The sequence below is a fragment of the Streptomyces sp. NPDC019531 genome (genome assembly GCF_044903305.1).
GTDB lineage: Bacteria > Actinomycetota > Actinomycetes > Streptomycetales > Streptomycetaceae > Streptomyces.
The window spans coordinates 69,602-83,455 of record NZ_JBJDQL010000031.1 but is presented as its reverse complement, the minus strand read 5'-3'; the positions used below and the strand labels follow the sequence as shown (position 1 = coordinate 83,455).

The 13,854-nt window shown below is 70.1% G+C and carries 11 protein-coding genes and 1 pseudogene; 3 read left to right on the top strand and 9 right to left on the bottom strand.

The genetic code is table 11. The features are described from left to right. Window positions 1-26 precede the first annotated feature (26 nt). The 9 genes and pseudogenes from ACI2L1_RS30205 to ACI2L1_RS30165 form a co-directional block, all read right to left on the bottom strand. Window positions 27-1,445 carry an NAD(P)(+) transhydrogenase (Re/Si-specific) subunit beta gene (locus ACI2L1_RS30205; protein ID WP_404742563.1) on the bottom strand — a complete coding sequence of 473 codons (1,419 nt, stop codon included), beginning with the start codon at window positions 1,443-1,445 and terminating at the stop codon, window positions 27-29. A 5-nt stretch (window positions 1,446-1,450) separates the two neighbouring features. Continuing rightward, window positions 1,451-1,783 carry an NAD(P) transhydrogenase subunit alpha gene (locus ACI2L1_RS30200; RefSeq protein WP_404742562.1) on the bottom strand — a complete coding sequence of 111 codons (333 nt, stop codon included), beginning with the start codon at window positions 1,781-1,783 and terminating at the stop codon, window positions 1,451-1,453. After that, a complete protein-coding gene (locus ACI2L1_RS30195) occupies window positions 1,780-2,895 on the bottom strand; it encodes an NAD(P) transhydrogenase subunit alpha (protein ID WP_404742561.1) in 1,116 nt (371 codons plus the stop codon). The genes ACI2L1_RS30200 and ACI2L1_RS30195 overlap by 4 nt, the downstream gene beginning before the upstream one ends. Window positions 2,896-2,943: 48 nt before the next feature. After that, on the bottom strand, window positions 2,944-3,957 hold the full coding sequence (locus tag ACI2L1_RS30190; RefSeq protein ID WP_404742596.1) for a zinc-dependent alcohol dehydrogenase: 1,014 nt from the start codon (window positions 3,955-3,957) through the stop codon (window positions 2,944-2,946). Between the two features lie 66 nt (window positions 3,958-4,023). Further along, window positions 4,024-4,353: pseudogene (locus ACI2L1_RS30185) on the bottom strand (DUF779 domain-containing protein); the annotation flags it as partial. Between the two features lie 41 nt (window positions 4,354-4,394). Beyond that, window positions 4,395-5,918, bottom strand: coding sequence for an aldehyde dehydrogenase family protein (locus ACI2L1_RS30180; protein ID WP_404742595.1), 1,524 nt, complete (start codon window positions 5,916-5,918; stop codon window positions 4,395-4,397). A 38-nt stretch (window positions 5,919-5,956) separates the two neighbouring features. Continuing rightward, entirely contained in the window at window positions 5,957-7,297 is a 1,341-nt protein-coding gene (locus ACI2L1_RS30175; RefSeq protein WP_404742560.1) for a transcriptional regulator, read from the bottom strand. Between the two features lie 300 nt (window positions 7,298-7,597). After that, the gene (locus ACI2L1_RS30170; RefSeq protein ID WP_404742559.1) at window positions 7,598-7,999 is read right to left on the bottom strand and encodes a universal stress protein; all 402 of its coding nucleotides are present in this window, start codon (window positions 7,997-7,999) and stop codon (window positions 7,598-7,600) included. A gap of 76 nt (window positions 8,000-8,075) precedes the next feature. After that, a complete protein-coding gene (locus ACI2L1_RS30165; RefSeq protein WP_404742558.1) occupies window positions 8,076-9,866 on the bottom strand; it encodes a GAF domain-containing protein in 1,791 nt (596 codons plus the stop codon). Between the two features lie 271 nt (window positions 9,867-10,137). Here ACI2L1_RS30165 and ACI2L1_RS30160 point away from each other — a divergent pair, with 271 nt between their 5' ends. From ACI2L1_RS30160 to ACI2L1_RS30150, 3 genes are all read left to right on the top strand, one after another. Beyond that, a complete protein-coding gene (locus ACI2L1_RS30160; RefSeq protein WP_404742557.1) occupies window positions 10,138-11,061 on the top strand; it encodes an ATP-binding cassette domain-containing protein in 924 nt (307 codons plus the stop codon). Continuing rightward, the gene (locus tag ACI2L1_RS30155) at window positions 11,058-12,680 is read left to right on the top strand and encodes an ABC transporter permease (RefSeq protein ID WP_404742556.1); all 1,623 of its coding nucleotides are present in this window, start codon (window positions 11,058-11,060) and stop codon (window positions 12,678-12,680) included. Before ACI2L1_RS30160 ends, ACI2L1_RS30155 begins: the two co-directional genes overlap by 4 nt. Before the next feature lie 133 nt (window positions 12,681-12,813). Continuing rightward, entirely contained in the window at window positions 12,814-13,515 is a 702-nt protein-coding gene (locus ACI2L1_RS30150) for a CBS domain-containing protein (protein WP_404742555.1), read from the top strand. The last annotated feature ends 339 nt before the right edge of the window (window positions 13,516-13,854 follow it).

Sequence of the window (13,854 nt, the reverse complement as noted above, 5' to 3'; positions counted from 1 at the left end):
CCGCGGGAGCGCTGCCGTCGCGGCGGTCAGCGGACGAACTCTCCGACGGCTGCCTTCAGTTGGGATAGTCCCTTCTTCGCGTCGGTGAAGAACATCCCGGTCTTCGGGTCGGTGTAGAGCTCGTTGTCGACGCCCGCGTAGCCGTGGCCCATCGAGCGCTTGATGACGACGATGCTCTTGGCCTTGTCGACGTCGAGGATCGGCATGCCGGAGATCGCGTTGCCGGGGCGGCGGGCGATCGGGTTGGTGACGTCGTTGGCGCCGATGACGAGGGCGACATCGGCCTGTGGGAACTCGGGGTTGACGTCGTCCATCTCCTTCAGCTGGGTGTAGGGCACGTTGGCCTCCGCCAGGAGGACGTTCATGTGTCCCGGCATGCGCCCTGCGACGGGGTGAACGGCGTAGCTGACGTCGACGCCGTGGTCCGTCAGCGTCTTGGCCAGGTCACCGAGTTCGTGCTGTGCCTGAGCGGCGGCCAGTCCGTACCCCGGGACGAAAATGACCTTGCTCGCGTACGCCAGCTGGATCGCCACGTCGTCCACGGAGACCGACCGTACCTGGGCGGGTGCTCCGCCTGTGTCGGCCGTCGCCGGAGCGCTGTCGCCGGTGCCGAAGCCGCCGACGATGATGTTGGCGATGGAGCGGTTCATGGCGTGGGCCATCAGCTTGGTGAGGATGCCGCCCGACGCGCTGACGAGCATGCCCGCGATGATGAGCGCGGTCTCGTCGAGCACGAAGCCCGCCATCGCGACAGCAGACCCGGTGAAGGCGTTCAGCAGGGAGATGACCACGGGCATGTCGGCGCCGCCGATCGGCAACACCATCGTCACGCCGAAGAGCAGCGCCACGACGACGAGCCCGTACAGCGCGACCTGGCTGTCGGGCGCCAGCATCAGCCAGACCGCGCCGGCGACGAAGGAGGCCGGAAGCAGGACGTTGAGCAGCCGGGCCCCCGGGAACACGACCGGCGCCCCGGAGACGACGCCCTGCAGCTTGCCCGCCGCGATCAGCGATCCGGAGAATGTGACGGCGCCGATGACGATGTCCAGGGCGCCGGGGAGCGAGACCCGTGCGCCCAGGGCGGCCGGGTGGTCGGCCTGGAGGAGGTCGCCCACCGCGATGAGCGCGGCCGCGCCGCCGCCCACGGCGTTGAAGAGACTGACCAGCTGCGGCATGGCCGTCATCTGGACTTCCCTCGCGGCCCACAGGCCGAGCGCCGCGCCCAGGACGCCTCCCGAGATCAGGACGAGCCAGCCGGTGCTGCTGATCACGTTCTCGTCCATGACCAGCCACACGGTGGCGGCGATCGCGAGGGCCATGGCCCCGGCGGAGAGGGTGTTGCCTCGGCGGGCCGTGCGCGGGTGGTTCATCAGGTGCAAACCCATCACAAAGCACGCGGCCGCGGCCAGGAAGATGTAGTGGACGGCGTTGGACACGGTGTCCATGGCGGTCACACCTCCGCCTTCTCGAGTGTGTCAGCAACTGTCTTCTCGGTGGCCGGCCTGGCCTTGAACATCTCCAGCATCCGGTCGGTGACGACGTAACCGCCGACGACGTTCATGGCGCCGAATACCATGGCCACGAAGGCCAGGACGTAACCGAGCCAGGTGTGCGACTCGGCCGCGATCAGCATCGCGCCGATGACGACGATGCCGTGCACCGAGTTGGAGCCGGACATCAGCGGGGTGTGCAGGGTCGCGGGGACCTTGCTGATGACCTCGATGCCGACCAGGACGCTCAGCACGAAGACGGTGATCGCGGTGAGGAGATCGAGGTTGTTCATGATGACGCTCCTCCCATGAGTGCGGCCGTGATCTCGTCGGCCGGATCGAGGACCAGTTTGCCGTCGCGCACCAGGTGGCGCAGTAGCGCGACAAGGTTGCGGGCGTACGCCGTGGACGCGGCGGTCGCCATCGCGGACGGCAGGCGTCCGGCACCGATCAGGGTGACCCCGTTGTCCAGGACGGTGGTCTTGTCGGGCTCGGTGTCCTTCACATTGCCGCCAAGTTCGCTCGCCGCCAGGTCTACGACGACCGAGCCGGGCTTCATCCGCTCGACAGCGGCGGCGGTCACCAGCAACGGTGGCTTGCGGCCCGGTACTTGGGCCGTGGTGATGACGATGTCGGAGCGGGCGATGTGCGCGTCGAGCGCCTCCCGCTGGGCCCGCTGTTCCTGTTCGGTCAACTCCCGTGCGTAGCCGCCCTGTCCGGCCCCCGGTTCCCCGTTCGGCGGGCTCTGGATGTCGAGGAACCGGGCGCCGAGCGACTCCACCTCCCCTCGTGACGCGGGGCGTACGTCGTAGGCCGTGACGACGGCACCGAGGCGGCGGGCCGTGGCGATCGCCTGCAGCCCGGCCACTCCGGCGCCGAGGACGAGGACCTGTGCCGGGCGCATGGTGCCCGCCGCGGTGGTCAGCATCGGGAAGAACCGGTCGTACGAGTGGGCCGCCACCAGTGCCGCCTTGTAGCCGGCGACACTGGCCTGGGACGTCAGCGCGTCCATCGACTGGGCGCGGCTGAGGGTGCGCGGCAGCAGATCCAGGCTCACCGTGCGCACCCCGCGCCCGGTCAGCTCCGCGACCAGGGTGGGGTGGCGCAGTGGTTCGAGCAGGCCGAACAGGGTCTGCCCGGCGCGCAGGGACTGAGCCGTCTCCGGGTCCGGCGGGCCGACGCACAGGACGGCGTCCGCGCGCGCGTACAGCTCGTCCGGGGGTACGACGGTTGCGCCGACGTCGGTGTACTCGGCGTCGGTGAACCAGGCACCGCAGCCGGCACCGCTCTCGATCAGCACGTCAAGTCCCGCCCGGCGCAGGAGGGTTACGGCCTCGGGGACGAGGGCGACGCGGCGTTCGCCGGGCGCCCGCTCCCGTACGGCACCGATGGTGAGGGTTGCCATGATCTGCTGCCTCTCCCTGTGACCCGGTGGTGCCGGGCCGCAGCACTCTCAGAACTGGAAGACGAGTCTTGCCTCGGCCCGTCCGCCGAGGACCTCGTCGAAGGACTCGTTGACCTGGTCCAGGCGCCGTGGTTCGGCGATGACCTGGGTGCGTCCGGCGGCGTGCAGCGCGAACACCTCGGCCAGGTCCTGGCGGGTGCCGACGATGGAGCCGATGACGGAGATCCCGCTGAGCACGGTTTCGAAGATCGGGACGTTGATCGCGGCGTTGTCGGCGGGCAGGCCGACCATGACCAGACGGCCGCCCCGGTTGAGGGACCGGTAGGCCTGCTCGAACGCCTTGGGCGAGGCGGCCAGCACGACGGCCACGTCCGCGCCGCCGGCCTTCTTGATCTCCTCGACCGGGTCGTGCGAACGGGCGTTGACGATCTGGTCGGCGCCGAGCCGGTGGGCCAGGCCCAGCTTGTCGGGTTCGAGGTCGACGGCGGTGACGAAGCCGCCCACGAGACGGGCATACTGCACAGCCAGGTGGCCAAGGCCGCCGACGCCGAAGACGGCGACCCGCTCGGCGGGCACCACGTGCGCGACCTTGATCGCCTTGTACGTGGTGACGCCGGCGCAGGTCAGCGGGGCCGCGTCGAAGGACGACACGCCCTCGGGTACCGGGACCACGGCGCCCGCGTCGGCTACGGCGTACTCCGCGTAGCAACCGTCCACGGAGTAGCCTGAGTTGACCTGGCTCTCGCAGAGCGTCTCCCAGCCGGAGACGCAGTAGCGGCAGGTGCCGCAGGACGAGCCGAGCCACGGGATGGCGACGCGCTTGCCGACCAGGTCGGCGCTGACGCCCTCGCCGACGGCTTGCACGGGGCCGACGCCCTCGTGGCCGGGGGTGAACGGCGGCTGTGGCTTGACCGGCCAGTCGCCGTGGGCGGCGTGGATGTCGGTGTGGCAGAGGCCGGAGGCCTCCATACGGACGAGTACCTGGCCGGGGGCGGGTTCGGGGACGGGGAGTTCCTGGATCTCCAGAGGCTTCCCGAGGTCGGTGACGACTGCTGCCTTCATGATCAGCTCCTCAACTGGGCTGTATGCCGGAAGCCGGCTCTCTGCCGGTTCCTCGATCCGTGTGACGAAACGCAGCCCGTCCCCTGCTGCGAGGGAGAAACCGCCCGGTGTTCCCTCCTCGACGTCCAGGACGAGGCGCGGGCGGCCGAGTGCCTCGTACAGGTCGGCGTCGATGTGGAAGGTGCCGCCGTCCAGGACGCCGAGCAGCATGTCGCCCTCGCCGAGGGCGAATTCGCCGCCCGGGAAGCACATCGGGTCGCTGCCGTCGCAGCAGCCGCCGGACTGGACGAACATCACCGGCCGGCCGTGGGCGGCGCGCAGGGCCCTGATGGCCCGGTGCGCCGCCCGGGTGGCGGTGACGCGCCCGGCGTTGCCGTTCTCTAGCGTCGCGGGCATGTCGGTGCACCCCTTCGGATCCACTGGGATCGCTGGTACGGCTAGAACAGCCCGAGCGGCTTGGTGCCGTAGCTGACCAGGAGGTTCTTGGTCTGGCTGTAGTGCTCGAGCATCATCTTGTGCGTCTCGCGGCCGATGCCGGAGACCTTGTAGCCACCGAACGCAGCACCCGCGGGGTACTGGTGGTAGCAGTTCGTCCAGACGCGGCCGGCCTTGATGGCGCGGCCCATCCGGTAGGTGCGGTTGGTGTCGCGGCTCCACACGCCGGCCCCGAGGCCGTACAGCGTGTCGTTGGCGATCTCGAGTGCCTCGGCCTCGTTCCTGAAGGTGGTGACCGCGAGAACGGGTCCGAAGATCTCCTCCTGGAAGACCCGCATCTTGTTGTGGCCCTTGAGGACGGTCGGCTCGTAGAAGTAGCCGTTCTCGAACTCCGCGCCGAGCGTGGGCCGGTGACCTCCGACGAGCAGTTCGGCGCCTTCCTTGAGCCCGATCTCGACGTACGAGGCGATCTTCTCGACCTGCTGCTTCGACACCTGCGGGCCGATCATGGTCGCGGTGTCGAGCGGGTCACCCTGCTTGATGGCGCGGATGCGCTCCAGGCAGCGGCCCATGAACTCCTCGTAGATGTCCTCCTGGATGAGTGCGCGTGAGGGGGCAGTGCAGACCTCGCCCTTGTTGAACGCGTACAGGACGAGTCCCTCGACCGCCTTGTCCAGGAAGTCGTCGTCGGCCGCGGTCACGTCGTTGAAGAAGATGTTCGGCGACTTGCCGCCCAGCTCCAGGGTGACCGGGATGATGTTCTGCGCCGCGTACTGCATGATCAGGCGGCCGGTGGTGGTCTCACCGGTGAAGGCGACCTTGGCGATGCGCTTGTTGGTGGCCAGCGCCTTGCCGATCTCGGCGCCGGGGCCGTTGACGACGTTGAGGACTCCGGGCGGCAGGCGGTCGCCGATGACCTCCATCAGCTTCAGGATCGACCACGGGGTCGGCGACGCCGGCTTGATCACCGTGGCGTTCCCCGCGGCGAGGGCAGGGGCGAGCTTCCACGCGGCCATCAGCAGCGGGAAGTTGAACGGGATGATCTGTCCGACCACGCCCAGTGGCTCGTGGAAGTGGTAGGCGATGGTCTCCTTGTCGATCTCGGTGATCGAGCTCTCCTCGGCGCGGATCGCGGCCGCGAAGTAGCGGAAGTGGTCGGCCGCCAGGGGGATGTCGGCGGCGAGGGTCTCGCGGACCGGCTTGCCGTTGTCCCAGCTCTCGGCGACGGCGAGTTCCTCGCGGTGCGCGTCGATGGCGTCGGCGACGGCGTTCAGCACCGCGGCCCGCTGCGTGGTGGACGCCTCGCCCCACTTGTCCTTGGCGGAGTGGGCGGCGTCCAGGGCGAGTTCGATGTCCTCGGGTCCCGACTTCGGGACCTCGCAGATCGCCTTGGCGGTGGCGGGGCACAGGTTGGTGGAGTACTCACCTGTCGTGGGTGCCTCCCACTTGCCGCCGATGAAGTTCTCGTACCGGGGCGCGACATCCACTGGACTGCCGGGTCTGCCCGGAGGCTCGTACCGCATGATCGTCACCTTTCGCAAGGGTTGTGGTGATGTTCTGCACGCTAGGAATGGGAAGGCTGCAATACCGCTGCATGCCGCCGGACCTGCGACGGGACAGCAACGGCGACGTCGAGTGCGCGGGCGCGGGCCGCTGCGGCGGCCCGCTGGGGGGAACCGGACGGCAGTCCTCGGGCGAGGGCCTGCCACGCCGTGGCGTCGTCGGCTCCCCAGGCCGTGTTCACCCAGCGGCGCAGCAGCAGGACTTCACCGCCACCGAGAACGGCACCGCGTATCTGCTGCTCCAGCGCCCGCCGGTGTTCCACGACAACAGGCGCCTCGGAACGCGGCAGCAGCGGACCGGAGTAGAGTTCCAGCGCCTCGGCCACCCGGCCTTCGGTGAGCAGTGCAGCCACCTCCCCGAAGTCGGTGCGCACTGGCAACATCAGCCCGTACGGTCGTGATCCGAGCAGATCGGGCCCGAGAACCGCGCGCAGCCGGGTCATCTCGGCGCGCAGCGTCGAGGCGGGCACTTCCCGCTCCGACAGGTCCACCGCGAGCCGGTTCCCCGGCACGCCACGGCCCTCCAGAACGAGCGCCACCACGATCTCGCTGTGCCGCGGGCTCAGCCGGTGGACCTCTCCGGCGACTTCCAGGAGGACACTGTCCCGGCCCAGCGCCGCAAGTCGTATGCCACGGTCGCCTCCGGCGGCAGACACGGACAAAACCCGTCCGTCGGGGCCGAGCAGAGCCCTCGGAGCGAACCGTGTGCAGACCAGCTCCGCCTCTGCCGCCAGCGCGGCCCCGCGCACTGCGGCCAGGGCGGGCGGTGTGGCGATGGTGTCGCCGCCGGAGAGGTCGACCACACCCAGAGCCCGGCCGGAAGCGGGGTCACGGACGGGTGCCGCGGCGCACGACCAGTCGTGCACGGCGGAGCTGTAGTGCTCGCCGGCCACGATCTGGACGGGGTGCCCCACCTCCAGCACGAGGCCCGGGGCGTTCGTACCGGCCTGAGCCTCGGACCACACGGCCCCCTCGACGAAGTGCATCCGCTCGGCCCGGCGCACGGCCGCGGAGTCGCCCTCGACCCAGAGCAGGGTCCCGTCGGCGTCGCCGACCGCGAAGACGTGACCGTCGTCCGCGGCACCGGCCCCCAGCAGCTCCCGGAACAAAGGCAGCACTGCGGCCAGCGGATGGTTGCGCCGGTACGCGGCCAGCTCTCCGGATGTGCTGCGCAGGGGCGGCAGAAGGCTGCCGTCAGGACGTACGCCGCACGCCGCGCAGCGCCGCCACGAGTCGGCCACCAGGCTCCGCACCTCCGGCAGCGTGCCGGAGCCGGTCACGAACCGTTCGTGCGCGGCACGCAGTGCGGAGGCGGCGGTGGTAGGGGTGGTGGAAGCAGCCATGGCACCTCCCATGTGCCTTCGTCCCGGTTGGGTCGCACCAGCCTCACCCGTATGTCAGGAGGGTCTGCAGAGGCCGAACGGCCCTTGCGGCGGGGTCTCTTGGGTCCTGCCGCGAGGTCATGGCCGGGAGACGGGGGCGCGACGGCCGCCACCGATGTGCGTGCGAGCAGGACTCGCGGCAGGACCCAAGGGGGCACAAGGCCGTACCCTCAGGCGACACGCCCCTCTTGGGTGACGACACTCCTTGACCGGCGGATGCCTTCGACGGCCGAGCGCTCAGCGCCTCCGCGCCCCGACGTCTCAGTCGTGCGGTACCACCACGACCGGTGCGGAGGCGTGGTGGAGCACCTCGTGGGCGACTGGGCCGATGTGTGGGCCCAGTGAGGCGTGGCGGTTCTTGCGGCCGACGACGACCAGCGAGGCGTTACGAGAGGCGTCCGCCAGATGCGGACCGGCTTGGCCGATCACAGCCTCCTCGGTCACCTCGACACCGTCGTCGGCCGCCTTGTCCGCCAACGCAATCGACAGGGCGGGCCAGCTGAAGAACGACGAATGACCGGCTCGACACGGGGGTGGGGGCCGTCCGGGGCGAGTTCGACGCGGACGGCGATGGTGCCGCCGGCCCCGGCCCCGGCCGTGTGCCGAGAGCCCCTCCGCGTACAGATGCAGCGGTAGGTGCGGTCGTCGCCGGTGTGACCACATCGGTTGCCGCGCCCGCAGTTCCTGGCCATGCGCCAGGCATCCGGCGGCAGGTGACCAGGGAGGGGCGAAGAGCTCCCTACCCCTCGCCCACCGGCACCCGCCACGTCAGCCACGCGCCGCCGTCCTGAGGACTGGACACCTCCAGCGTGCCGTCCAACTGCTCAGCTCGGTCGGCCATGTTGCGCAGGCCACTGCGGCGCCCCTGGGACGGGATACCGACGCCGTTGTCGGAGACGGTGAGGCGCAGCTCGTCGCCGTCGGTCTCCACTGCGATCTCGGCCCGGTCGGCGTGTGCGTGCCGGGCGATGTTGGTCAGGGCCTCGGTGAGGACGGCCATCACATGCTCGGCGGTCTCCTGGGGGACGTGGGTGTCCAGCAGCCCTTCCATGCGCAGGCTGGGTGCGAAGCCCAGTACTGGGGCGGCCTCCCCGGCCGCGCGGACGATCCGGGCTCGCAGGCCCTGGCCCACGGCGTCCTCGCGCGAGCGCAGCCCGAAGATCGTCGACCTGATGATCTTGATGGTCTCGTCCAGGTCGTCCACGGCTTGCAGCACCCGCTCCGATGCCTGCGGATGCTCGATGAAGCGCCCCGCGCTCTGCAGCGTCATTCCGGTGGCGAACAGCCGCTGGATCGCCAGGTCGTGCAGGTCGCGGGCGATCCGGTCACGGTCCTGCAGTAGCGCGATCCGCTCGGCGTCCCTGCGATGTTCCGCCAGTTCCATCGCGACCGCGGCCTGGGCGGCGAAGCCCTGCAGCGGCTCGGTTTCCTTCTCGGTGAACACCGTCTGGCCGGTCTCACGGACGAGCAGGACGACGCCTCGTACGCCGTCTGAGCTGCCGACGGGGACGGCCACGGCCGGGCCGAGGCCGGTGAAGCGCGGCGGACCCGACGAGACCCTCTTCCCGCCTGCGGCCGAGGGCACCCCCGTCTCGCCGTGCTCGCCGCGGGAGACGTTCGCACTGGTGACCGGTGCAGCGTTCGAGAAGGCCCGGCCGATCAGGCTGTCGTCGACGGGCAGGACCAGCCCGCGGTGCGCCCATGCTTCCTGCCCGATGGCCAGTTCCACCGTGAGCGAGTCGGTGCCCTCCATCGGTACGGCGACCACCGCGAGGGCGGCGCCCGTGATCGCCCTGGCCCGTTCGGCGATCAGCCCGAGCACCTCGCCGCGTTCGCTGCCGGACATCAGTCTGTGGGTGATCTCCGCGCTCGCCTGAAGCCAGCGTTCTCGTAGCCGGGACTCTTCGTACAGACGGGCGTTGTCGATCGCCACACCGGCTGCCACGGCCAGGGTCGACAGCACCGACTCGTCGTCGTCGTCGAACTGCGCCCCACCCCGTTTCTCGGTCAGATACAGGTTGCCGAAGACCTGATCCCGCACCCGGATCGGGACGCCGAGGAAGGTGTTCATCGGCGGGTGATGGGGCGGGAATCCATACGAGGAGGGATGCTCCGAGAGCTTCGGCAACCGCAACGGCTCGGGGTGCCGGATCAGCTCCCCTAGGATGCCGTGACCCTCGGGGAAGGGGCCGATCCGGGCGATCTGCTCCTCACTGACCCCGACCGTGAGAAATTCTGACAGCCGCTTGCCGTTTGGTCCGATCACGCCCAGGGCGGCGTACTCGGCGTCCACCAGCACGGCCGCCGCCTGCACGATGCTGCGCAGCGCCTGCTCCAGGTCCAGCTCACGGCCGACCGAGAGCACCGCCTCCAGCAGGCTGTGCACCCGGTCACGGGTACCGCGGGCCGCGTCCAGGCGTGCCTGGAGCTCCTCCAGCAGCTCGTCCAGCCTCAGCTGGGGCAACCGTACGCGGGCCCTCCCGCTTCCCCTGGGGCTTCCCACCGGCGATCCTCCAGGTCCCCTCGGCATACCCACCGCTGACCGATCCGGTCATGCGCCACCGTATCGGTCCACGTCAGGGGACGGTACGGGATCAGGACGGCGGCCTGGGCCGCGACGCCGGTAGGCGGCGACAGCAGTGGTGATCGGCCACAGGTCCCGGATCCGGTCCATTGGTCCCGGGGCCGGATGCCCGCTCGGCCCCTGCCCCGATTCACCGCCGCGGGATGTGCTGGGAAGGGGCAAAGGGGGCGTGTCGCGACCGCCCCGCCGTACGGCACTGGTGATGAGGTGAAGCGGCATGACCACGGCGATCTCCGTGTCCGGCCTGGTCAAGCAGTTCGGCACGACCCGGGCGCTGGACGGTCTCGACCTGACCGTCCGGGCCGGGGAGGTACACGGTTTCCTGGGGCCGAACGGGGCCGGCAAGACGACCACACTCCGGATCGTGCTGGGGCTGCTGCGCGCGGACGGCGGCTCGGTGCGCCTGCTGGGCGGGGATCCGTGGCGGGGGGCCGTCAACCTGCACCGTCGTCTGGCCTACGTACCAGGCGAGGTGAACCTGTGGCCCAACCTCACCGGGGGCGAGGTGATCGACCTTCTGGGCGCCCTGCGCGGTGGTCTCGATCTGAAAAGCCGTACCGTCCTGCTGGAGCGGTTCCAGCTCGACCCGGCCAAGAAGTGCCGTGCCTACTCCAAGGGCAACCGGCAGAAGGTGGCCCTGGTGGCCGCGCTGGCGTCCGACGTCGAGCTGTATCTCCTGGACGAGCCGACCTCTGGTCTCGACCCCCTGATGGAGGCGGTCTTCCAGGACGTTGTCCAGGAGCTGCGGGACGCCGGCCGCACGGTGCTGTTGTCGAGCCACATCCTCGCCGAGGTGGAGACGCTGTGCGACCGCGTCACCATCATCCGGGCGGGCCGGACCGCAGAGTCGGGGACATTCGACGAACTGCGCCACCTGTCCCGTACGACTGTCGCCGTGGAGACCCGCAAGCCACTGGGCACCCTGCGGGAGCTGCCCGGGATACACGACGTCCACGTGGACGGCACCCGGGCGCGCTTCAGCGTCGACCCGGACGAATTGGGCAGGGTCCTGCGCCACTTGGTCGCGTTCGACGTGAGCTCACTGACCAGCTCCCCGCCAACACTCGAAGAGCTGTTCGTGCGCCACTACGAAGGCGTCGCCGCGGCGCAGGCCACACCGGGCTCCGGTGGCCTGCGATGAGTGCGCTGACCGGAACGGCTGCGCTCACCCGGCTCGCGTTCCGGCGCGATCGGGTCGCTCTGCCCGCCTGGATCACTGGTCTACCCGCGCTGATGGCCGCCTTCGCCGCCATGACCGTCGGCGCCCTGACGACGCAGCAGGATGTGATCCACGAGACGGAGTTCATGGCGGGCAACCCCGCGCTGCGGATGCTCGGACTGGCCTCGGGTGCCACGGTCGGCGGGTACGCGATGCTCCGCAGCCAGGTCACGCTGGCGATCCTCGCCGCGTTGATGAGCGTCTTCGCCGTGGTGAGGCACACACGGCAGAGCGAGGCCACCGGCCGCAGCGAGTTGGTCGGTTCAGCCGGCGTCGGACGGTACGGCAGCCTGGCGTCGGCCGTCGTCGTCGCGGTGGCCGCGAATGCTGTGCTCGCGGTGGCACTCGGTCTGGCGCTGATCGTGAACGGGCAGCCTGTGGAAGGTTCGTTCGTCGCGGGCGCCTCGATCGCTGGCGTCGGCCTGGTCTTCACCGGTGTGGCGGCGGTCACCTCTCAGCTCTCTTCGAGCTCCCGCGGCGCGAACGGAACGGCTGTGGCGGTCCTGGGACTCGCCTTCCCGCTCAGCGCAGTCGGGAACATGCTCGGCAGCGTGGACACGAGCGGGCTACGAGTGGTCAGCGCGTGGCCTGCCTGGCTCTCGCCAATCGGTTGGGGACAGCAGATGCGTCCCTTCGGCGGCGACCACTGGTGGCCGCTCATTCTGTTCGCGGCATCCTTCATCGTCATGATGGGCATCGCGGGCGCGCTCGCCGCGAGGCGGGACTTCGGCCGAGGCATGCTCCGGGAGCAGCCGGGGCCCGCTGACGCCCGCCCCGGACTTCTCAGCCCCCTCGGGCTGATCCGGCGTCTGCAGCGCGGTGCGGTGTGGGGCTGGGCGATCGGCATGCTCGGGTTCGGACTGGTCTTCGGCGCCGTCAGCGGCTCGGTCGACGACCTCGAGGGCTCCGCCCTGGAGTGGTACCGGCGCATGGGCGGCACGGACGAGATCGCCGACGCCTACCTCACGTCGATCGTCTCGATGGCCGCCATGGCCATCGCGGCCTGCACTGTCCAGCTTCTCCTGCGGGTGCGCGCCGAGGAGCCCGAGGGCATGCTGGAATCCGTCCTCGCCACGGCGGTGAGCAGGCCACGCTGGGCTCTGAGCCAGGTCCTGAGCACCTGGCTCACAGCGACGGGCCTCCTCCTGCTCTTCGCGCTGGGCATGGGTCTGACCGCCGGGCAGGTGCTGGGCGACACCGCCGGACAGCTTCGTGGCCTGACCGGAGCGGTCCTGGCGCAGCTGCCGGGGACCATGGTCATCAGCGGCTGCGTGACGGCCGCCGTCGGAGTGCTGCCGAGGTGGTCGGTCCCGGTCTCCTGGTCGGTGCTCCTCGCCTCCATCCTGCTGGGCCCACTGTTCGGCCCGACCCTGAACATGCCGCAGTGGGCGCAGAACCTCTCCGTGTTCACCCACGGGGCCAGGGCGCCGGCGGCGGAGGTCACGGCCGCCCCGATCGGCGTTCTGACCGTGATCTCCCTGGCCCTCGTCGCGGCGGGCACCCTGTCGTTCCGCCGTCGGAGTCTCGTCCTGCCAGCATGACTACTCCTTGGCTCCACGGGGGCCGTTCGGTCCGGTCGGGCCACGGTCGGGGACCTGACGGCCCATGGAGCGGTGCCCCACCGCGGCGGACACTGGAACGAGCACCACAACCCGACTTCAGGAGGCGGGAGCCATGCGGCACCGGATGGTGAGCGACCTTATGACGACATCGGTCGTATCGGTACGCCGGGACACCGGCTTCAAGGAGATCGCCCAGCTGCTCGCCGAGCACGACATCACGGCCGTACCGGTCGTGGACGACGACGAGCGTCCCATGGGCGTGGTCTCGGAGGCGGACCTGCTGCGTAAGGAGGCGGCACGACTGGACCCGGCCGGTCTGCTGCCGGTCCTGCACCCGAAGCCTGCCGCCCGTGCGAAGGCGGAGGCATCGACGGCCGAGGGGCTGATGAACAGCCCGGCCGTGAGTGCCAGGCCACAGTGGACGGTGGTGGAGGCCGCCCAGGTCATGGAGCGCCACCGGGTCAAGCGGCTGCCGGTCGTCGACGAGGCCGGGCGGCTGGTTGGTGTGATCAGCCGGGCCGATCTGCTCCGCGTCTTCCTGCGTGGTGACCGCGCCATCCGTGAGGAGATCTCCCGGGACGTCCTCGTCCGCACGCTCGGCATCGCGCCCTCCGCGATCACCGTGCACGTGGTCGACGGCCGGGTCTCACTGACGGGCTCCGTCGAGCGCAAGTCTCTGATCCCGGTCGTGGTCCGCCTCTGCCGGGGCGTGGACGGAGTGGTCGACGTCTCTACCGAACTGGACTACCGGCTGGACGACACCTCCGCGATGCCGGAGACGGGAGCGTCACGCCGCGCTCAGCTGGCGCCCTGAGCGGGTCCCCTGGGAGAGGGCCCATCGAGACCGGACGGAACAGCCGCCGTCCTCGACACGCGTGTGTCGAGCCTCGTGTGGCAACCGCCTTGTTGTACCGGCAGCCGGTACCTGATGCTGCTCGGCTTCCTCGCTGAGGCCTCGCCCCAGGAGCACCACCTGTCGAATGCCGCCCTCCGACCCGCCCCACGACTGGAATTCCGACAGAAAACCCAACCGGATCATGGACTCTTCTGATCTTGGGGTAATCTGTCATGCTTTCCGGTGGCCCGATCTGTCGACGGCAACCGACCCAGCTCTCACCGGGCGCGATCAAGATGCGATGGCACGGCCTCGCGT